This is a genomic window from Paracoccus cavernae (assembly GCF_042430175.1).
GTDB classification, from domain to species: domain Bacteria; phylum Pseudomonadota; class Alphaproteobacteria; order Rhodobacterales; family Rhodobacteraceae; genus Paracoccus; species Paracoccus cavernae.
On sequence record NZ_JBHMDZ010000048.1, the window covers coordinates 108,310 to 127,637 of the forward strand.

Genomic DNA, 19,328 nt, shown 5'->3' on the forward strand with positions numbered 1-19,328 from the left:
GGATGCTTTCATTATGTTTAGACATAGCATTAACCGAAAATCATTCCAAGGCAGGATCGATGCAAGTTTTCACGCATGGCTCTTTCGCAACGATGGGTGCAGAATCAGGTGGTTACGGCCTGATCGAAGACGGCGCCCTTGTTGTCGAGGCTGGCCGAATCATCTGGATCGGGAAGCGCGTTGACTTGCCGGCCGATTATAGCGGGGCCGAGCAAATCGACCTTGAAGGCCGCCTCGTCACGCCGGGTCTCGTCGATTGCCATACCCATCTCGTTTACGGCGGCGACCGCGCCCGTGAATTCGAGATGTGCCTTGAGGGCGCGAGCTATGAAGAAATCGCCCGCGCGGGCGGCGGCATCGTTTCTTCGGTGAAAAACACCCGCGACGCCTCGGAAGAAGAGCTTCTCGCCAGCGCCTTGCCGCGCGTCGATACGCTTTTGCGCGAAGGCGTCACTACGCTGGAAATCAAATCGGGCTACGGGCTCGATATCGAAAGCGAGATGAAAATGCTGCGCGTTGCGCGCCGTATCGGCGAGCTGCGTCGTGTCGAGGTGGTGACCACCTGGCTTGCGGCCCATGCTCTGCCGCCCGAATACAAGGATGATCGCGCGGGCTATATCAGCGATGTCGTAATCGCCGGTCTGAGCCGCGCCCATGCCGAAGGGCTGGTCGACGCGGTTGACGGGTTCTGTGAAGGCATCGCCTTTTCGGTCGCGGAAATGCGCCTCGTTTTCGATCATGCCAAAAGCCTCAGCTTGCCGGTCAAGCTCCATGCCGAGCAACTTTCCGACCTGCATGGCGCGGTGATGGCTGCCGAATATGGCGCGCTCTCGGCCGATCACCTCGAGTGGCTGGGTCAGGACGGCGTCGATGCGATGGCGAAATCGGGCACGGTTGCGGTTCTGCTGCCGGGCGCATTCTATACGCTGCGCGAGACGGTTTACCCGCCGGTGCAGGCGCTGCGCGATGCGGGTGTGCCGATTGCTTTGGCGACGGATGCCAACCCCGGCACCTCGCCGCTGACCTCGCTTTTGCTGACGATGAATATGGGCGCGACGATTTTCCGTCTGACGCCCGTCGAATGCCTGACCGCCGTGACCCGTCACGCGGCCAAGGCGCTCGGCTTTGCCGATCGCGGCATCCTTGCCGTCGGCGCCCGCGCCGATCTGGCGATCTACGACATCAAACACCCGGCGGAGCTGACCTATCGCATCGGTTTCAACCCGCTTCACGCTCGCGTTCTTGGAGGCGAATTTGTCTGAACTTATCCTAACCCCCGGCCAAGCCACCCTTGCTGATCTCGAGCGGGTCTGGCGCGAAGGCCTTTCGGTCCGTCTGGCCGAGAGCGCCCGTGCGGGGATCGAAGCTGCCGCCGCCCGTATCGCTGCCGCCGCCAGCGGCGATGTGCCGGTTTACGGCGTCAATACCGGCTTCGGCAAACTCGCCTCGATCAAGATCAAATCCGAAGACACCGCCACTCTCCAGCGCAACCTGATCCTGTCGCATTGCTGCGGCGTGGGCGAGGCGGTCGAAGAGGAAACCGTGCGCCTGATCATGGTCCTCAAACTGCTGTCGCTGGGTCGCGGAGCGTCTGGCGTGCGTCCCGAAGTCGTCGTGCTGATCGAGGACATGCTGGCCAAAGGCGTTTCGCCGGTGATCCCGTCGCAGGGCTCGGTCGGCGCTTCGGGCGATCTCGCGCCGCTCGCGCATCTTGCCGCCGTCATGCTGGGCGAGGCCCGCGCCACCTATAAGGGCCGCGAAATGTCGGGCGCCGAGGCTTTGGCCGCTGCCGGACTGACCCCGATCGTCCTCGCTGCCAAAGAAGGCCTCGCGCTGATCAACGGCACGCAGGTTTCGACCGCTTTCGCCTTGGCGGGCCTTTTCACGGCCTTCCGCATGGCGCGCAACGCGCTGGTGTCGTCCTCGCTGTCGACCGATGCGATCATGGGCTCGACCGCGCCCTTCTTTGACGAGATCCACACGCTTCGCGGCCATCGCGGCCAGATCGTCGCTGCGGGCATCATCCGCAACCTGATGGACGGCTCGGAAATCCGCGAGAGCCACCGCGAGGGCGACACCCGCGTGCAGGATCCCTATTGCATCCGCTGCCAGCCGCAGGTCACGGGCGCGGCGATCGACATTCTGAACCAGGCCGCCCGCACGCTGGAGATCGAGGCCAATGCCGCGACCGACAACCCGCTGGTGCTGACCAGCGTGGGCCAGATCGTCTCGGGCGGGAACTTCCACGCCGAGCCGGTGGCCTTTGCCGCAGATATGATCGCGCTGGCAATCTCGGAAATCGGCGCGATCTCGCAGCGCCGCATCGCGCTGATGGTCGATCCGGCGCTGTCGCACGACCTGCCGCCCTTCCTGACGCCGGCTCCGGGCCTGAACTCCGGCCTGATGATCGCCGAAGTGACTTCTGCTGCGCTCATGAGCGAAAACAAGCACTTGGCTAACCCTTGCTCGACGGATTCGACCCCGACTTCGGCGAACCAGGAGGATCACGTTTCGATGGCGGCCCATGGCGCGCGTCGTCTCAAGCGCATGAACCAGAACCTCGCCCATATCGTCGGCATCGAGGTGCTTTGTGCGGCAGCCGGCGTCGAATTCCGCGCGCCGCTCGCGACTTCTGCCCATCTGAATGCCGTGATCGCGCGTCTGCGCCAAGAGGTCAGCGCCCTTGATCAGGACCGCTATATGGCCCCCGATCTTGAAACCTGTGCCCGTCTGGTCGCGACCGGCGCGCTGATCGACGTGCTGCCCGCAGGCATGCTGGACGAGGTTCAGGCGTGAGCGTCTTTGAAACCGTTCAAGGTGACAGCCCGATTATCCTCGGGCTGCCTCACACCGGCACTTGGGTGCCGGACGAGATTCGCGCCAAATTGAATGCGCGGGGCCAGACCTTGGCCGATACCGATTGGCATATCGAGCGTCTTTATGACGGGCTCCTCGACGGTGCGACCACCGTGCGGGCGCTGTTTCACCGCTATGTCATCGACGCCAACCGCGGCCCCGACGACGCGAGCCTTTATCCGGGGCAGAACACCACCGGACTGGTGCCCGTCACCGATTTCGACGGCGAGCCGATCTGGCTGGAAAATCCGACCGAGGCCGAGATCGCAGCGCGCAAGGCGACCTATCACGCGCCCTATCACGCCGCCCTGCAGGCCGAGATCGAGCGTGTCAAAGCGCGTCACGGCGTGGCGATCCTGTACGATTGCCACTCGATCCGCAGCCATATCCCTTTCCTGTTCGAGGGGACCTTGCCCGATTTCAACATCGGCACGAATAATGGCGCGACCTGTGATGCGGCGATCGAAAGCGCGACTTTCGACATTTGCGCGGCTTCGGGGCGCACGCATGTTCTGAACGGTCGCTTCAAGGGCGGCTGGACCACGCGCCATTACGGCCAGCCGGAAAACGGCGTCCATGCGATCCAGATGGAACTCGCGCAAGCGACCCATCTGACCACCGAGGCCGTGCCCTTCTCCTATGACGAGGAAAAGGCCGAAGGCATGCGCGTCCATCTGCGCCAGATCCTTGGCGCACTGGCCGAACTGGCTCCGAAACTGGCCGAAAAAGTGGGGGCGCGCACATGAGCGGGCCGCTTGCAGGGATCAAGGTCCTCGATCTCAGCCGCGTTCTGGCGGGGCCCTATTGCACCGCGCTTCTGGCCGATCTCGGGGCCGAGGTCATCAAGCTCGAGCCGCCGCAGGGCGACGATTACCGCCATATCGGCCCGTTCAAGGACGGCGAGAGCGCGCTGTTCACGCTCAACAATCGCGGCAAGCAAAGCGTGGTTCTGGACCTGAAAAACCCCGAACATGTCGCCTTGGCGCAAGACATCGCGGATCGCGTTGATGTCGTGGTCGAAAACTTCCGTCCCGGTGTCGCAGCCCGTCTGGGCCTTGGCGCGGAAACGCTGCGCGCCCGCAATCCGCGTCTGGTCTATTGCTCGATTTCCGGTTTCGGGCAGGAGGGGCCGTTCAAGGATCTGCCGGCTTACGATCTGGTCGTCCAAGCCATGTCGGGCCTGATGGCCGGCACCGGCGAGGAAGGCGGCGCGCCGCTGAAGACCGGCGAAAGCATCGCCGATCTGATCGCGGGGCTTTTCGCCAGCTGGTCGATTTCGGCGGCGCTGGTTCAGCGCAATGCGACGGGGCAGGGCGCGACGCTGGATGTGGCGATGTATGATGCGCTGTTTTCCATGCTCACCACCAGCCATGCCTTGCATCTTTACGCGGGCCAATTGCCGCAGCGTGTCGGCAACCGCCACCCGCTGTCGACGCCCTTCGGATGCTACGCGACGCAAGACGGGCAGGTTGCGATTTGCGTGTTGAACACCAAGCAGTTCACGCAATTCGCCACTCTGATCGGCGCGCCAGAGGCGTTGGAAGATCCGCGTTTCGCCAGCGACGAAAGCCGCACCGCTAACGAGCCCGCGCTGAAAGCCCTGATCGAAGCATGGTCGGGCCAATTGACGACCGAGGCCGCCGTGGCAGCCCTTTCCGCAGTCGGCCTGCCGAGTGCGCCGATCTGGGACATTGCCGAGGCCGCCGACAACGACCACGCCCGCGCCCGCGGTCTGGTCAGCATCCTGCCGCATCCCGTTCTGGGCACGGCGCCCGTGATCGGCCAGCCGGTTCGCTTTGACGGGGCGAAACCCGTTGCCGCGACCTCGGCCCCGCTTCTGGGCGGCGATCTTGCGGCAGTATTGGAAAGTTTGGGACTGGAGGCACCGCAATGAGCGCCAATGACGAATGGCATATGCTGAACGACGAGGAGCGCATGTTCTGCGACGTCCTCGAACGGATCTGCGCCGAAAAAATCGCGCCCCTCGCCCATCTGACCGACGAAAATTCGGCCTTCGTTCATGACCAGCTGAAAACGCTGGGTGATGCGGGGATGATGGGGGCGAACCTGCCCGAAGAGTTCGGCGGCTCGGAAATCTCGGCCCCTGCACTTTTGCGGGCGGTGGCTTTGGTCGCGGGGGCTTGCGGATCGACGGCTTCGGCGTTGACCGCGCATTATCTGGCCACAGATTCGATCCTGATCGGCGGTACGCAGGCGCAAAAAGAGCATTGGCTTTCGCTGGCCGCAACCGGCGAGGCGCTTGGCGCATTCGCCTTGACCGAACCGACCGCCGGTTCGGATCCCGCCGATATGAAGACCCGCGCCCGCCGCGTCGAAGGCGGCTGGCATGTCAAGGGCACAAAATGCTTCATCTCGAACGGCGGTGTGGCTGATTTCATCGTGCTTTACGCGGTGACCGACCCCGAAAAAGCCCATCGCGGCATTTCGGCCTTCATCCTGCCCAAAGGTACGCCGGGGCTCGAGGCCGGTCCGGCGGAAAAGACCATGGGGCTGAAAGGCGGCCATGTCTTCACGCTCAATATCGACGTGACTTTGCCGGAAGACGCACTTCTGGGCGAAGAGGGCAAGGGTTTCCGCACCGCGATGCAGGTTCTCGACAACGGCCGTATCGAGGTCGCGGCACAGTGTCTGGGTCTGGCCGAGGCCGCGATGAAAGCCGCGATCGCCTATGCCAAGGACCGCGTGATCGGCGGCGAGGCTTTGACCGACCGTCAGGGCATCCGCTGGATGATTGCCGACATGGGCGTGGCATACCGTCAGGCGCTGTTGCTCGGCCAAGACGCCGCGCGCCAGCGCGACGCGGCCCATAACGGCACCGGCGGGCGGTTCTCGCTGGCCTCAAGCATGGCGAAACTCGCGGCCTCCGAGGCTGCCGGCAAGATCGCGGATACCGCGCTGCAGCTGCATGGCGGCTACGGCTACACCCGCGATTTCCCCATCGAACGCATCAATCGGGACCTGCGCATCATGCGCATCTACGAAGGGTCCTCGGAAATTCAACGCATTATCATTTCCGGCAACATGCTGGCCTGATCGGAGACGACTATGGACAACCCAAGCAACAATCCGCGCCATAACGCGCGCGACATCTACCCCGCGACCGGCACCGAGATCACCGCGAAAAGCTGGCTGACCGAAGCGCCGATGCGCATGCTGATGAACAACCTGCACCCCGATGTGGCCGAAAACCCGCACGAGCTGGTGGTTTACGGCGGCATCGGCCGCGCCGCGCGCACCTGGAAGGACTTCGACCTGATCGTCGACAGCCTGAAAAAGCTGGAAGCCGACGAGACCCTGATGGTCCAGTCGGGCAAGCCGGTCGGCGTCTTCAAGACCCACAAGGACGCCCCGCGCGTTCTGATCGCGAACTCGAACCTTGTGCCCCATTGGGCGAATTGGGACCATTTCAACGAGCTCGATAAGAAGGGTCTGGCGATGTACGGCCAGATGACCGCGGGTTCGTGGATCTATATCGGCGCGCAGGGCATCGTTCAGGGCACCTACGAGACCTTTGTCGAGGCCGGCCGTCAGCATTACGGCGGTAACCTCAAGGGCAAATGGGTTCTGACCGGCGGACTTGGCGGCATGGGCGGCGCCCAGCCTTTGGCGGCTGTCATGGCGGGCGCTTGCTGCTTGGCCGTGGAATGCGACGAGACCCGCGCCGATTTCCGCATCCGCACGCGCTATGTCGACGAGAAAACCCACAGCCTCGACGAGGCGCTGGCGATGATCGACCGCTGGACCAAAGCGGGCGAAGTGAAATCGGTCGCGCTGATCGGCAACGCGGCGGAAATCTTCCCCGAGCTTTACAAGCGCGGCGTGCGTCCCGACATCGTCACCGACCAGACCTCGGCCCATGACCCGGTCCACGGCTATCTGCCGATCGGCTGGACCGTCGCCGAATGGCGCGCGCGTCAGGAAACCGACCCCAAAGGCGTCGAGAAAGCCGCGCGCGCCTCGATGCGCAAGCAGGTCGAAGCCATGGTCGCCTATCACCATGACGGCGTGCCGACGGTCGATTACGGCAACAACATCCGGCAGATGGCGCTGGAAGAGGGCCTCGAAGACGCGTTCGCCTTCCCCGGTTTCGTTCCGGCCTATATCCGCCCGCTCTTCTGCCGCGGCGTTGGTCCCTTCCGTTGGGCCGCGCTCTCGGGTGATCCGGAAGATATCTACAAAACCGACCAGAAGGTGAAAGAGATCGTCAACGATCCGCATCTGCACAACTGGCTGGACATGGCGCGCGAGCGTATCAGCTTCCAGGGTCTGCCAGCGCGGATTTGCTGGGTCGGTTTGGGCCTGCGCCACAAACTGGGACTCGCGTTCAACGAGATGGTCCGCAACGGAGAGCTTAAAGCACCGATCGTCATCGGTCGCGACCACCTCGATTCCGGCTCGGTCGCCTCGCCCAACCGCGAGACCGAATCGATGCGCGACGGCTCGGATGCGGTTTCCGACTGGCCGCTGCTCAACGCGCTGCTCAATACGGCGTCAGGTGCGACCTGGGTCAGCCTCCATCACGGCGGCGGCGTCGGTATGGGCTTCTCTCAGCATTCCGGCATGGTCATTTGCTGTGACGGCAGCGAAGATGCTGATGCGCGTCTGGCGCGTGTGCTCTGGAACGACCCTGCAACCGGCGTCATGCGCCATGCCGACGCGGGCTACGAGATCGCACTGGACTGCGCCCGCGAATACGGGCTGAATTTGCCCGGGATTCTCTGATCCGAAACGGTGCGCCGTCCAACGAGGCGGCGCATCGTCCAAAATGCCTGTCCAACAACGGAGACTAACATGACCTTCCAGACCTCTTTCAAAGCGGCCCTCTTTGGTCTTGCTGCGCTGGGTTTCTCGGGTGTCGCGGCTTCGGCCGACCAACTCGCGGACATCAAGGCGGCCGGCAAGATCGTCACCGCGACCGACATGCACTACGCTCCCTTCGACATGCTGAAAAACGGCACCTACGAGGGCATGACCAAGGACCTCTTTGACGAAGTGTCCAAGGAAATCGGCGTCGAGCCGCTGTATCAGGACATTCCGTGGACGGCAGAACTGCCGGGCCTCGAGGTCAAGAAATTCGACATCGTGATCGCCCCCGTGACGATCACCCCCGAGCGTCTTGACCGCTATACCTTCACCCTGCCGATCGCGGATGCGACCGTTTCGCTGGTCAAAGGCGCGGGCAATGCCGACATCACCAAGCCCGAGGACATCAAGGGCAAGACCGTCGGCGTCCAGCAGGGCACCGCGCAGTTCCGTCAGCTGACCGCTTACGGCGAAAGCCTCGGCGGCGTGACCGTCAAGGAATACGGCACCACCGACGAGGCTTACGCCGATCTCGCGACCGGTCGTCTGGACGCGGTGGCGGGCTCGCTGCCGAACCTGACCTATCTGGTCAAGGAACGCGGCGAGACTTTCGCGCTCCTCGAGCCGGCATCCTTCGGCGAGCCGACCTATTTCGCATGGGTGCTGCGCAAGGAAGCCGACACCGAGACCTTCGCGAAAGCGATCAACGACGCGCTGCTGAAGATGACCGACGACGGCCGCGTCAAGGCGATCCAGGAAAAATGGCTGGGCAGCTACACCGAGCTGCCGCGCGAAGTCCCCGCGAAGTAATCTTCCCGAAGCGGGCAGGGGGCGACCTCTGCCCGTGACTTCGTTTGCGGAGAGCCCATGTTTTCTTTGTCTACCTTCTATGAAAGCTTTGGTCCTCTGTTCTGGGCGGCGCGCTTCACGCTGTTGATCTCGGTTCTCGGCATCGCGCTGGGTCTGGTGATCGGCGCGGGGATCTGCGCGGCGGCCCTGTCCAAGAATATCTGGCTGCGCCGCTTCGCGGCAGTCTGGGTCAGCTTTCTGCGCGGCGTGCCCTTGATGGTGCAATTGCTGCTTGCTTTCTACCTGTTGCCGGTGATCGGCATCGACGTGCCCGCCATGGTCGCGGCGGTCGGAACCGTCGGCATCTGTGCCAGCGCCTATATCTCGGAAATCTGGCGCGGCGCGATCAACGCCCTGCCGAAGGGCCAATCGGAAGCGGCGATCGCCATCGGCATGGCGCCGGGCGATGTCTGGCGCCGCGTGGTCCTGCCGCAGGCGGTCACGCTATCCTTGCCCGCGCTGGTCAACGAGTTGATCTTGCTGGTCAAAGCCTCGTCGCTGGTGTCGGTGGTGGGCATTCTCGAACTGACCCGCGCCAGTCAGGCGCAGGCCGCGACGACGTTCCGGCCGCTCGAGGTCTATATGGCGGCAGCCTGTATCTATCTGATGATCAACCTCTGCCTTGCGGCGCTCGGGCGCTATCTCGAACACAGGATGGCCGTCTGATGGAACTCGAGATCTTCCAACAATACGGCCCTATGCTGCTGCGCGGCTTCGCGACGACGGTCATCTGCTGGATCTTCGGCACGATCTTCGGCATGGGCCTTGGCCTGATCATCGCGCTGATCCAGCGCTATGCGGTCGCGCCGGTCCGCTGGGTTTTGCAGGCCTATATCGAGATCATCCGCGGCACGCCCTTTCTGGTCCAGCTCTTCGTGCTTTACTACGGCGGGCCTTTGGTCGGTCTGCGGCTTGATGCGCTTCCGGCGGGGCTTTTGGGCCTGACGATCTACGGCAGCCCCTATTTCGCCGAGATCTTCCGCTCGGCCTTCAAGGCGGTTCCGCATGGTCAGGTCGAGGCCGCCCGCGCCATCGGCATGACCGAGCCGACCATCGTGCGGCGCATCCTTTTGCCGGTCGGTCTGGTCTCGGCCTTGCCCGCGCTGGTCAACTTCTCGATCATCCTGACCAAGGAAACGGTGATCCTCTCGATCATCACCGTGCCCGAGCTGATGTATCAGACCCAGCGCATGTCGACCGAAACCTTCCGCTATCTCGAGGCGAATTTCGCGCTGGCGCTGTTCTTCTGGATCTTCGTCGAGACGATCTCGCGCCTTGGCCGCAAACTGGAAAGCCGCATCACCCATTACCTGATCGAAAGGCCGTAAGATGGTCCAAGCATCCTCCGTCGAGATCCGCGCGGTCAACAAATACTACGGCCCCTTTCACGCGCTGAAAAACATCTCGCTCTCGATCCCGCCCAGCAAGGTGACCTGCCTGATCGGGCCGTCGGGTTCGGGAAAATCCACGCTGCTGCGCTGTATCAATTTCCTCGAGGAATATGATGCGGGCGAGATCCGCATCGACGGCAATCTCATCGGCTACGACAGCCCCGGCGGGCGCAAGATGTCGGCGAAAAAGCTGCGCGAGATGCGCCGTTCGATCGGGATGGTCTTCCAGCAGTTCAACCTCTGGCCACATATGACGGCGCAGGAAAACGTGGCCGAGGGCCTGATCCGCGTGCGCGGCATCGCCAAGCCCGAGGCGATGAAGCGCGCCGCCGATGCCTTGGCCAAAGTGGGTCTGGGCGACAAGATCGCCAACCATCCCTCGCGCTTGTCGGGTGGTCAGCAGCAGCGCGTGGCGATTGCCCGCGCCGTCGCGATGGAGCCCAAGCTGATGCTGTTCGACGAGCCGACATCCGCGCTTGATCCCGAACTGGTGGGCGAGGTTCTGAACGTCATGAAGGCTTTGGCGAACGAGGGCATGACCATGGTCGTCGTGACCCACGAGATGGGCTTTGCCGCCCATGTCGCCGATCAGGTGGCTTTCCTTGAAAAGGGCGAGCTGGTCGGCGTCGACGAGCCGGCAAAGATCCTCCACCACCCCGAGGATCCGCGTATTCAGGCCTTTCTGCGGACCTATCACGAGCGCAACAGTTTTTGATCGGCAAGCACAGATCCAGACGAAGACGCCCGCAGGTTTTTCTGCGGGCGTTTTCAGTTGCGGCTCGGGGGGCTAGCTTCTGCCGACCACCGCGACGCCTTGCCCCGACAGGCCAAGGGTGATTTGCGATCCGCTTGGCAAAAGCGCGCGATCGCTGCGGTCGACGACAAAGAGCCGCCCGAGTTCGGTGTCGATCTCGTATTCGGCGTGATCGCCAAGATAGGCCGCGCTTAGCACCCGCCCCGCCAGCCCCGAAGCCGCGCCAAGCGTGAAGGCATTGGGGCGCAAGGCCACGCGCACCGGCCCCGCCAGATTGCCCTGAACAGGAAGCGTGGTCTCCATTCCGCCGATCCGCAGATGGGCGCGGTTCCCGTCATTCGACCAGATCTCGCCCGAGACGACATTCGCCTCGCCGATGAAATCCGCGATGAATTCCGAGGCCGGCGCCTCGTAAAGCGCATTCGGGCTGCCGTCCTGCGCGATCTCGCCCTGGTTCATGACGATGATGCGGTCGGAAACCGCCAAAGCCTCGTCCTGATCATGGGTAACATAGACGGCGGTGAAGCCAAGGCGCTGTTGCAGCTCGCGGATTTCGGTGCGCACGCGACGGCGCAGGCGGGCGTCGAGGTTCGACAACGGCTCGTCCAGCAGAAGGACCTGCGGCTCCAGCACCAAAGCCCGCGCTACCGCGACGCGCTGTTGCTGGCCGCCCGACAGTTCGGACGGAAGCCTTTTCCCGAGACCGCCAAGGCCCACGAGATCGAGGCCCTTGTCGGCCGCCGCCTTGGCCTCGGACCGTCCCATCCCGCCGGATTCGAGCCCGTAGGCGATGTTTTCGATCACCGACATATGTGGAAAAAGCGCATAGCTCTGAAAGACCATCGTCACGTCGCGCCGGTTCGCGGGCAGGCGCGTCACATCCTGTCCCCCGATCAGGATGCTGCCCGCGCTTGGCGTTTCCAGCCCCGCGAGCATCCGAAGCGTCGTGGTTTTCCCGCAGCCCGAAGGGCCCAAAAGCGTGACCAACTGGCCCGGCTCGATCGTCAGGTTGAGGTTCGGAATCGCGGTAAATCCGCCGTAATTCTTGCGGATCGCGCGGAATTCGACACTGCCGCGTTGCGGATTGCTCATGCTTTTGCCTCCGAAAGGGATGGGCGCGCCTCTTTGGGGCGGCGCAATTTGCGCTGGCCGACCAGAAGCTGGAAGGTGCTGATCACCGCCAGCATCACCACGATCAGCACCGAGCTATAGGCGATCGCCACGCCATATTGCCCGTTCTCGACCAGCCCGACGATATAGGAGGTCGCCATGTTGTATTTGGCCGAAACCAGAAAGATCACCGCCGAGATCGAGGTAATCGCGCGCACGAAACTATAGACCAGCGCCGCGGTGATCGCGGGGCGCAGCAGCGGCAGGATCACGCGGCGCAGCGTGCGCCCCGAATGCGCGCCAAGCGTCAGCGAGGCCTCGTCGAGGCTGGGGTCGATCTGCGCCATTGCCGCGACGCCGCCCCGCACGCCGACAGGCATGTTGCGGAAGACGAAGCAGGCGATCAGGATCAGCGCGGTCCCCGTCATCTGGATCGGAGGCAGGTTGAAGGCCATGATGTAGCTGATGCCGATCACGGTGCCGGGGATGGCGAAGCTCATCATCAGTACGAATTCGAAGACGGATTTCCCCGCGAATTTCTGCCGCGCGATCAGCCATGCCGTCAGCAGGCCTACCGCGGCCGTCAAAGGCGCGGCAAGGATCGAGATCGTCATCGTGGTCCAGAAGCTGTTCCACGCAACGCCGGTCCAGCGCAGACCGCCCTCGAAGCTGATCCCGAAGGCGCGGCGGTAGTGGTCGAGCGTCAGCGAATGGTCGAGCCCCCAGATCTTAACGAAGCCGCCGAACAGGATCATCGCATAGACGGTAATGGTGAACAGGACCCAAAGCGTCACGACGGTCAGGACCGGCCATGCGACACGGGCGGGCAAAGCGGCATGGCTGCCGCCATCGCCCTTGCCGCCAACGGTCGCGAAGTTCTTGCCCGAGAGCCAGCGCCTCTGCGCGACAAAGGCCGACAGGGTGAAGACCAGCAGGATCGCGGCCAGAACAGCCGCGCGCGAGGGGTCGTTCTGCGCGCCGACGACCGAGAAGAAGATCTCGGTCGAGAGCACCCCGCCCGAGCCGCCAAGGACCAGCGGGTTGCCGAAATCGGCCATGCTTTCGATGAAGCCGATCAGGAAGGCATTGGCGAGACCCGGCGCCATCAAAGGCAGCGAGACCCGCCGGAAGGTGCGCCAACGGCCGGCGCGCAGGGTCTGCGAGGCTTCCTCCATCGAGGGGCTGACACCCTCGACCACGCCGATCAGCACGAGGAAAGCGACCGGTGTAAAGCTGAGGACCTGTGCGAGCCAGATGCCGGTGAGCCCATAGATCCAGCGGCCGAGCTCCATCCCCGTGGCGCTTTGGATCAGCTGTGTGATCGTGCCCGAGCGGCCAAGCAGCATGGTCAGCGCAAGGCCCACCACGAAAGGCGGGGTGATGATCGGCAAAATGGTCAGAAGCCGCAGCCCCTTCTTGAACGGATAACGCGTCCGCGTCGCGACCAAAGCAAAGGCCAGACCGAGAAATGTGGTCGCCGTCGCCGTACAGATCGCAAGGAAAAGCGTGCGCCATGCCACGCCGCAGTTGCCGCTTCCGGTCAGGCAGGCGAGGCTCCAGATCTTGGGGTCGACGATGTTTTTGCGCACGCCTTCAGAGGTGAAAGAGCCGTCGAGATCCTGGAATGCGCCGGTGAAAATCGACAGGATCGGGTAGAAAACGAAGACCGTGACAAGCAGGATCAGCACCGCGATCGCGGTCAGAACGAAGGCGTCCCCCTTGAGCGCGCCGCGTTCGGCCATGCCGAACGAGATGAAGCAGGTGAAGGCCACACCCAGCACGACCGCGCCCGCACCAAAGGCTTGCTGTCCGCCGATTTCGCCGAAAAGCTGCTCGAGCAGGCCCCAGTTCCAGCCGCGCGTGCCGATCGCGAGCCCTTCGATCGCGAGCCAGCCAAGGCCGAGCGCACCGATCAGGACAAGCCGTCTGCCGCGCTCGGGTCCCGAAGGCGCGCGCCGCAGGACCAGCACCCACAGGATCAGCGCGATCAGCGGCAACAGCTGCCAACGGCCGCCAAGCGCCTGTACCAACCCCGGCCGGAGTTGCTCGTTCGAGAAAATGCCGCCGATCCAGTCGAAGCTGAAAAAGCCCGATCTGACCCGATACCAAGGCAGGATCAGCAGCGCGAGAACCGCGCCCGCCAGAACCCTGTCCAGCCGCTTGTTGTCCGCATTCATGCTGCCCGACCCGCGTGTCACTGGTGAACAGGGCGCGGAAGGCTGTGGCCCGCCGCACCCTTTTTGCTGTTACTCGGTCGCGGCGCCGCCGACTTCGGCATCCCACCGCGCCAGCAGGGCTTTGCGCGTCTCGCTCGAGCCGTATTTCGCGAAATCATAGTCGATCAGCTTGACGGTCGAGAGGTCGGGGACGTTTTCGGAAGGCGTCGCATTCTTGTTCGAGGGGATCTGGAACGAGCCGCTTTCGGGCATCAGGTTCTGGGCCTCGGGGGTCAGGACCCAATCGTAGAAAGCCTTGGCCTCGTCGGGGTTCTGCGCGCCTTCGATGATCGACATCGAGCCGACCTCGTAGCCGGTACCTTCGCAGGGCGTCATCGGCTTGATCGGGAAGCCCTCGACCGTCTGGCTGACCGCGTCATGGAGGAAAACGATCCCCATGCCCGTCTCGCCGCGCGCTGCCGCCTTGACCGGTGCCGAGCCCGATTTGGTATATTGCGAAACGTTGGCATTCAGCTTCTTGAGATAGTCGAAGGCCTGATCTTCGCCCATCAGCTGGACCAGCGTCGCAAGCGCGGTATAGGCCGTGCCCGAGGAGTTCGGATCGGCCAGCTGGATCTCGCCCTTGAGCGAGGGATCGAGCAGATCGGCCCAGCAGGCGGGCTCTTTGAGGCCCTTGTCCGCGAAAATCTTGGTGTTGTAGCCCCAGCCGAGCGCGCCGGTATAGACGCCGATGGTGCGGTTGCCCGAAATCTCGGCCTGCTTTTTCGACCAATCCTGCTGATCGGCCAGAAGCGGGCTTTCATAGGGCGCGGTCAGCTCGTCGGCGGCGGCCTGAAGATGGGGGTCGCCCGTACCGCCCCACCACAGATCGGTCTGCGGGTTGCGGCCTTCGGCACGGACCTTGGCATAGGCCTCGCCCGAGGACAGGCGGACCATGTTCACCTTGGTATCGGGATGGCTCGCCTGGAACTCGGAGACCAGCTTTTCGCAGATCACGACATCGGCCGAACAGATCAGGTTCAGCTCTCCGGCTGCTGCCGCGAAGGCAGGCAGGGACAGCGCGCCGCCAAGGGCGAACGCTAGCGTCTTCTTCATCATCTCTCCTCCCTAACCCCTGTTGTCGGGGGCGCTTCTTGCAAAGCTGTTCACAAGGCTCATCCGGCTCTCGGCTTTGTGTCAACAGTTATTTGAGCGATTAACCTTGCAAGGTTGCGAGTTTGTGAGACAGTTTGTGAACAGCCTTTCAGTCATTTTCCCACTCGTGGAGCTCCGATGTCGCGTCCGTCTGTCAGTGCCAAAGATGTTGCCGATCTGGCGGGGGTGTCGCGGGCTTCGGTCTCTCGCGCGCTGACGCCGGGGGCAACGATTTCGCACGAGACGCGCGCCCGCGTTGTCGCGGCTGCCGAAAAGCTCGGCTATCAGGTCAACCGGCTGGCGAGCGGCCTCATCCGCAACGAGACCGGCATCATTGCGCTGATCGCCTCGGAAATCGGGACGCCCTACCGCGCGCAATTGCTGGGCGCGCTGACCGAAAAGCTGCAGCAGGCGGGCAAGGTGACGCTGCTCATCAATACCGACCGCTCCGACGAAAGCGTCGAGCGGGCCTTGCGGCAGGCGATCAGCTACCGCACCGATGCCGCGATCTTCCTGTCGGGGATGCCGGCATGGTCCCTGGCCGAGACCTGCCAGAAAAACGGCATGAGATTGGTGCTGATCAACCGCGACGAGGCGCGCCCCGGCTCGGTTCTGGTGCGCCTGGACGATCGCGCGGCCGGCGAGCGGGCCGTCGCTTTGCTGCTGGCCGCGGGTTGCAGAAGGCTTGCACTTGCGAGTTCCGAGGCGGGGACGCCAAGCCTGATCGCGCGCGAAAGCGGGTTTCGCGATGCGGTGCGGGCGGCGGGGCTCGATCTGGTCGAAGAGCGGATCGGCGTGACCAGCTACCGCACGGGGCTCGAGCTCGGGACGCGGCTCATGGCGCGCTCCGACCGGCCGGACGGGGTGTTTTGCACCACCGATCTGATGGCATGCGGCTTGATGGATGCGGCACGCTTCCGCTTCGGCGTGGAGATTCCGCGCGCTCTTTCGGTGATCGGTTTCGACGATATCGCGCAGGCGGGCTGGGAAAGCTACGCGCTCACGAGTTTCGGCCAGCCCATCGACAAGATCGCCGGGGCGGCGACGGACTGGCTGCAAAATCCCGCCGAAACCGCTGCGGCGCGGATCACGCTTTCGGCCTCGCTGGTCTGGCGCAACAGCGTCCGGCAACTGCATCAACCGCACAACAGTTAATAAAACCTTTATGCCTGCCGAATTCGTCGGCTTGAAAGGGCGGCATGTTGCGGCTTATCCCCTGTATCAAGAGAGCGCTGCCGCAACCGGCGGCGCGCTGCTGGGGAGGGCATCCGCCATGACAGAGCCGCAGCCGGAGGCAGCACCTCGGGCGAATCCGCAAGGTTTGGACGGCGCAATGCCGGAGGTACCGCAAACCGGCCTCGACCCCTCCGCGCCCGAGGGTCAAACGCCGCAACCCCTGCGGGTCCAGAGCGTGATCCGCCGTGCTTTGGCCGGTATGACCGGCGGCGCAATCCGGATTTTCGCGCGTTTGGTGACTGCGGTTCAGCCCGACTGGCGCGGCACCGCACCGGTCGGCGGGCAGCGGATCTATTACGCCAACCATAACAGCCACGGCGATTTCATCCTGATCTGGTCGGTCCTGCCGGTGCAGGCGCGCAAGCGTGCGCGTGCGGTTGCAGGGGCCGATTACTGGGGCGGCAAGGGGCTGCGGCGCTTTATCGGCAGCGATGTCTTCAACACCGTGCTGATCGACCGCCAGCGCGAGGGCCGCAATGTCGATCCGATCGCGACCATGGCGGGGGCGCTTGATGCCGGCGATTCGCTCATCATCTTCCCCGAGGGGACGCGCAATCTGACCGACGACATCCTGCTGCCCTTCAAAAGCGGGCTGTTCCATCTTGCCTCCTGCCGTCCCGATATCGATCTGGTGCCGGTCTGGATCGAGAACCTCAACCGCGTCATGCCCAAGGGCGAGTTCATCCCCGTGCCGCTGATGTGCAAAACGATCTTCGGCGCGCCTTTGCGGCTGGCCGAGGGTGAAAGCAAAACCGATTTCCTCGACCGCGCCCGCGACGCTCTGCTCGATCTGCGCCCCAACCATCTGGAGATGCGCTGATGCAGAATGTCGATTTCGATCTGCTCAAAATCATTCTGGCAGCGGGCAGCATCCTCGTGTTGGCCTCGATCGTGGGCAGCGTGCTGGCCTGGCGCTATTCGCCCGACGGCACCAATGCCACGATCGAGAACCTCAACGACCGGATCCGCTCTTGGTGGATCATGGTGCTGTTCTTGTCGCTGGCCATGCTGGGCGGGCGCACCGGCGTCTCGCTCTTGTTCATGATCTGCTCCTTCGCGGCTCTGCGCGAATTTCTGACCCTGACCAATGCGGCCCGCGCCGATCACTGGTCGCTGGTCGCGGCCTTCTTTGTGGTGCTGCCGATCCAGTATTATACGATCTGGATCGGCTGGTACGGGCTCTTTTCGATCTTCATTCCGGTCTATGTCTTCCTGCTTTTGCCGATCGTTTCGGCCCTGCGCGGCGAGACGCGCAACTATCTGATCCGCGTGGCCGAGGTCCAATGGGCGCTGATGATCTGCGTTTTCTGCGCCTCGCATGTCCCCGCGCTTCTGAGCCTGCATCTGCGCAATTTCGAGGGGCGCAACGTCTTGCTGATCGCCTTCCTTGTGGTGGTGGTCCAGCTTTCGGACGTGCTGCAATATGTCTGGGGCAAGCTGATCGGCAAGCACAAGATCGCGCCCAATCTGTCGCCCTCGAAAACCGTCGAGGGCTTTATCGGAGGCAGCCTCAGCGCGACAGCCGTCGGTGCGGCGCTGTGGTGGATGACGCCGTTCACCATTCTTGAAGCTGCGCTGATGGCCTTCATCATCACGCTTTTGGGCTTTTTCGGCGGGCTGGTGATGTCGGCGATCAAACGCGACCGCGGCATCAAGGATTGGGGCCATGCGATTGCGGGTCATGGCGGTTTCATCGACCGGCTTGACTCGGTGGTGTTTTCCGCGCCGATCTTTTTCCATCTGACGCGCTACTTCTGGTCGGTCTGATCCTTCCGGTACCATGCCCTTTGGCAGGAGATCCCAAGCATGAACGACGTCTCGAACCGCCGCCCTCTGGCCAGCCGCGATACAGCCTGGGCCGGACGGATCAGCCGCTGGCTGGCCGGAACGGGGATCACGCCCAACCAGATTTCGATGCTGGGGATGGTTTCGGCCGCGCTGGCTTTCGCGAGCTTTTGGGCGGCCGGAGGAAGCAGCGGGTCCCTGCGCATCCTGCTCCTGCTGCTTGGCGCTGGCTTCACACAAGGGCGTCTGCTGTGCAACCTCTTTGACGGCATGGTCGCGATAGAGGCGCAAAAGCGAGCGGCCGACGGCGGGTTCTGGAACGAGTTTCCCGACCGGATTTCCGATGTGCTGATCCTGATGGGGCTCGCGCTCGGCGCAGGAGAGCCCTCATTGGGTTGGGCCGCGACGGCCTTTGCCTTCCTGACCGCCTATACCCGCGAATTGGGCGTCAGTTGCGGATTGGCGGCGGATTTCTCGGGGCCGATGGCCAAGCAGCACCGGATGGCGGTGGTGACCGGCGCGGCGCTTTTGACGATTTTCGCGCCGCTGTTCGGAGGCCGTGACGAAGTGCTGGTCGCTGCGCTTTGGGTCGTCGCCGTCGGTGCGGCGCTGACCGCGCTGCGCCGCGCGGTCCATCTGGTCGCTGGCTTGCGCCGGCGCGGCTGAGCGCCGCCGCGAGGCCGGTTCAGGCGAGAACGGCCGAGCCTTTGCAGTCGACGATCACGCCGCCGCTGCTGGTTTTGCTGCCGAGATAGGCCACGCGTCGTCCGTCGATCGTGGCCTTGCCCGAGCCCTCGACAATAAAGCAGCCGCAAGCGCTTTTGTCGCCCTCACGCGCGATGCCGCGCCCGTCGATCGTGCTCTTCGAGCCGTCGATGATCGGATTGGGGCCGTGATAGGGGCAAAGATGTTTGTCGCCGACACGGGCGATGACCTTCTGCAAGGTGGAGCTCATAACCACATTCCTTGAATAACCCCCGCATTCTACGCAGGGCGTCGGAATGTTTCCAGACGAAACATGCATAAGGCCCCGCGCAACACGGCCCCTTCGCGTCAATGTCCGCGCGGGTTGCGGCAGAATCACGCGCCGCCTCAGGATCTGAAACCTTCTCGATATGCCCAATTTTCGGGCAGGACCTTGAAGCGCTGCTTGCGGATGCGCCTTGTGCGCAAGCTGCCGCATTTTTCGCCAGCCAATTCTTGCCGACCGGT

18 protein-coding genes are annotated in these 19,328 nt (G+C 63.5%); 14 read left to right on the forward strand and 4 right to left on the reverse strand.

Features of this window, described 5'->3' with window-relative positions; translation table 11 throughout:
* Nucleotides 1-59: 59 nt before the first annotated feature.
* The 10 genes from hutI (at nt 60) to ACFFUC_RS17205 (ending at nt 10,635) form a co-directional block, all read left to right on the forward strand.
* Nucleotides 60-1,262 carry an imidazolonepropionase gene (gene hutI / locus ACFFUC_RS17160; RefSeq protein WP_377688114.1) on the forward strand — a complete coding sequence of 401 codons (1,203 nt, stop codon included), beginning with the start codon at nt 60-62 and terminating at the stop codon, nt 1,260-1,262.
* Entirely contained in the window at nt 1,255-2,796 is a 1,542-nt protein-coding gene (gene hutH, locus ACFFUC_RS17165) for a histidine ammonia-lyase (protein WP_377688115.1), read from the forward strand. Before hutI ends, hutH begins: the two co-directional genes overlap by 8 nt.
* Nucleotides 2,793-3,602, forward strand: a complete 810-nt coding sequence (gene hutG, locus ACFFUC_RS17170; RefSeq protein ID WP_377688117.1) for an N-formylglutamate deformylase — start codon at nt 2,793-2,795, stop codon at nt 3,600-3,602. Before hutH ends, hutG begins: the two co-directional genes overlap by 4 nt.
* The gene (locus ACFFUC_RS17175; protein WP_377688118.1) at nt 3,599-4,750 is read left to right on the forward strand and encodes a CaiB/BaiF CoA transferase family protein; all 1,152 of its coding nucleotides are present in this window, start codon (nt 3,599-3,601) and stop codon (nt 4,748-4,750) included. Before hutG ends, ACFFUC_RS17175 begins: the two co-directional genes overlap by 4 nt.
* Complete coding sequence (locus ACFFUC_RS17180; RefSeq protein WP_377688120.1) at nt 4,747-5,910, forward strand: acyl-CoA dehydrogenase family protein; 1,164 nt, start codon at nt 4,747-4,749, stop codon at nt 5,908-5,910. The genes ACFFUC_RS17175 and ACFFUC_RS17180 overlap by 4 nt, the downstream gene beginning before the upstream one ends.
* A 12-nt stretch (nt 5,911-5,922) precedes the next feature.
* Nucleotides 5,923-7,599 (forward strand): urocanate hydratase, encoded by a 1,677-nt coding sequence (hutU, locus tag ACFFUC_RS17185; RefSeq protein ID WP_377688121.1) that lies wholly within the window; start codon nt 5,923-5,925, stop codon nt 7,597-7,599.
* A 69-nt stretch (nt 7,600-7,668) separates the two neighbouring features.
* Nucleotides 7,669-8,490 carry a transporter substrate-binding domain-containing protein gene (locus ACFFUC_RS17190; protein ID WP_377688122.1) on the forward strand — a complete coding sequence of 274 codons (822 nt, stop codon included), beginning with the start codon at nt 7,669-7,671 and terminating at the stop codon, nt 8,488-8,490.
* 57 nt (nt 8,491-8,547) lie between these two features.
* Nucleotides 8,548-9,195, forward strand: coding sequence for an amino acid ABC transporter permease (locus ACFFUC_RS17195; protein ID WP_377688123.1), 648 nt, complete (start codon nt 8,548-8,550; stop codon nt 9,193-9,195).
* Nucleotides 9,195-9,857: an amino acid ABC transporter permease gene (locus ACFFUC_RS17200; RefSeq protein ID WP_377688125.1), complete on the forward strand. Its 663-nt coding sequence runs from the start codon at nt 9,195-9,197 to the stop codon at nt 9,855-9,857. The genes ACFFUC_RS17195 and ACFFUC_RS17200 overlap by 1 nt, the downstream gene beginning before the upstream one ends.
* 1 nt (nt 9,858) lies before the next feature.
* Nucleotides 9,859-10,635, forward strand: coding sequence for an amino acid ABC transporter ATP-binding protein (locus tag ACFFUC_RS17205; RefSeq protein WP_377688127.1), 777 nt, complete (start codon nt 9,859-9,861; stop codon nt 10,633-10,635).
* A 72-nt stretch (nt 10,636-10,707) separates the two neighbouring features.
* Here ACFFUC_RS17205 and ACFFUC_RS17210 read toward each other — a convergent pair whose 3' ends face one another.
* From ACFFUC_RS17210 to ACFFUC_RS17220, 3 genes are all read right to left on the reverse strand, one after another.
* The gene (locus ACFFUC_RS17210) at nt 10,708-11,766 is read right to left on the reverse strand and encodes an ABC transporter ATP-binding protein (protein ID WP_377688128.1); all 1,059 of its coding nucleotides are present in this window, start codon (nt 11,764-11,766) and stop codon (nt 10,708-10,710) included.
* Nucleotides 11,763-13,961: an ABC transporter permease gene (locus ACFFUC_RS17215; protein WP_377688130.1), complete on the reverse strand. Its 2,199-nt coding sequence runs from the start codon at nt 13,959-13,961 to the stop codon at nt 11,763-11,765. The genes ACFFUC_RS17210 and ACFFUC_RS17215 overlap by 4 nt, the downstream gene beginning before the upstream one ends.
* Before the next feature lie 69 nt (nt 13,962-14,030).
* Nucleotides 14,031-15,056, reverse strand: coding sequence for an ABC transporter substrate-binding protein (locus ACFFUC_RS17220; protein ID WP_377731644.1), 1,026 nt, complete (start codon nt 15,054-15,056; stop codon nt 14,031-14,033).
* A 177-nt stretch (nt 15,057-15,233) separates the two neighbouring features.
* Between ACFFUC_RS17220 and ACFFUC_RS17225 the strand changes: the two genes are divergently transcribed.
* From ACFFUC_RS17225 to ACFFUC_RS17240, 4 genes are all read left to right on the forward strand, one after another.
* Nucleotides 15,234-16,250: a LacI family DNA-binding transcriptional regulator gene (locus ACFFUC_RS17225; RefSeq protein WP_377688132.1), complete on the forward strand. Its 1,017-nt coding sequence runs from the start codon at nt 15,234-15,236 to the stop codon at nt 16,248-16,250.
* Nucleotides 16,251-16,428: 178 nt separating this feature from the next.
* On the forward strand, nt 16,429-17,151 hold the full coding sequence (locus ACFFUC_RS17230; protein WP_446686709.1) for a lysophospholipid acyltransferase family protein: 723 nt from the start codon (nt 16,429-16,431) through the stop codon (nt 17,149-17,151).
* A complete protein-coding gene (locus ACFFUC_RS17235) occupies nt 17,151-18,098 on the forward strand; it encodes a phosphatidate cytidylyltransferase (protein ID WP_377688133.1) in 948 nt (315 codons plus the stop codon). The genes ACFFUC_RS17230 and ACFFUC_RS17235 overlap by 1 nt, the downstream gene beginning before the upstream one ends.
* A gap of 39 nt (nt 18,099-18,137) precedes the next feature.
* Nucleotides 18,138-18,782, forward strand: coding sequence for a CDP-alcohol phosphatidyltransferase family protein (locus tag ACFFUC_RS17240; protein WP_377688135.1), 645 nt, complete (start codon nt 18,138-18,140; stop codon nt 18,780-18,782).
* Nucleotides 18,783-18,801: 19 nt separating this feature from the next.
* Here the strand turns inward: ACFFUC_RS17240 and ACFFUC_RS17245 are convergent, their stop codons facing one another.
* A complete protein-coding gene (locus ACFFUC_RS17245) occupies nt 18,802-19,071 on the reverse strand; it encodes a PAAR domain-containing protein (RefSeq protein WP_377688136.1) in 270 nt (89 codons plus the stop codon).
* Nucleotides 19,072-19,328 lie beyond the last annotated feature (257 nt).

Bases quoted from the DNA above. Each gene is read 5' to 3' on its own strand.
- hutI (WP_377688114.1), top strand. From the start codon at position 60: ATGCAAGTTTTCACGCATGGCTCTTTCGCAACGATGGGTGCAGAATCA.
- ACFFUC_RS17175 (WP_377688118.1), top strand. From the start codon at position 3,599: ATGAGCGGGCCGCTTGCAGGGATCAAGGTCCTCGATCTCAGCCGCGTT.
- ACFFUC_RS17180 (WP_377688120.1), top strand. From the start codon at position 4,747: ATGAGCGCCAATGACGAATGGCATATGCTGAACGACGAGGAGCGCATG.
- hutU (WP_377688121.1), top strand. From the start codon at position 5,923: ATGGACAACCCAAGCAACAATCCGCGCCATAACGCGCGCGACATCTAC.
- ACFFUC_RS17190 (WP_377688122.1), top strand. From the start codon at position 7,669: ATGACCTTCCAGACCTCTTTCAAAGCGGCCCTCTTTGGTCTTGCTGCG.
- ACFFUC_RS17195 (WP_377688123.1), top strand. From the start codon at position 8,548: ATGTTTTCTTTGTCTACCTTCTATGAAAGCTTTGGTCCTCTGTTCTGG.
- ACFFUC_RS17200 (WP_377688125.1), top strand. From the start codon at position 9,195: ATGGAACTCGAGATCTTCCAACAATACGGCCCTATGCTGCTGCGCGGC.
- ACFFUC_RS17205 (WP_377688127.1), top strand. From the start codon at position 9,859: ATGGTCCAAGCATCCTCCGTCGAGATCCGCGCGGTCAACAAATACTAC.
- ACFFUC_RS17210 (WP_377688128.1), bottom strand. From the start codon at position 11,766: ATGAGCAATCCGCAACGCGGCAGTGTCGAATTCCGCGCGATCCGCAAG.
- ACFFUC_RS17215 (WP_377688130.1), bottom strand. From the start codon at position 13,961: ATGAATGCGGACAACAAGCGGCTGGACAGGGTTCTGGCGGGCGCGGTT.
- ACFFUC_RS17220 (WP_377731644.1), bottom strand. From the start codon at position 15,056: ATGAAGAAGACGCTAGCGTTCGCCCTTGGCGGCGCGCTGTCCCTGCCT.
- ACFFUC_RS17225 (WP_377688132.1), top strand. From the start codon at position 15,234: ATGTCGCGTCCGTCTGTCAGTGCCAAAGATGTTGCCGATCTGGCGGGG.
- ACFFUC_RS17230 (WP_446686709.1), top strand. From the start codon at position 16,429: ATGCCGGAGGTACCGCAAACCGGCCTCGACCCCTCCGCGCCCGAGGGT.
- ACFFUC_RS17235 (WP_377688133.1), top strand. From the start codon at position 17,151: ATGCAGAATGTCGATTTCGATCTGCTCAAAATCATTCTGGCAGCGGGC.
- ACFFUC_RS17240 (WP_377688135.1), top strand. From the start codon at position 18,138: ATGAACGACGTCTCGAACCGCCGCCCTCTGGCCAGCCGCGATACAGCC.
- ACFFUC_RS17245 (WP_377688136.1), bottom strand. From the start codon at position 19,071: ATGAGCTCCACCTTGCAGAAGGTCATCGCCCGTGTCGGCGACAAACAT.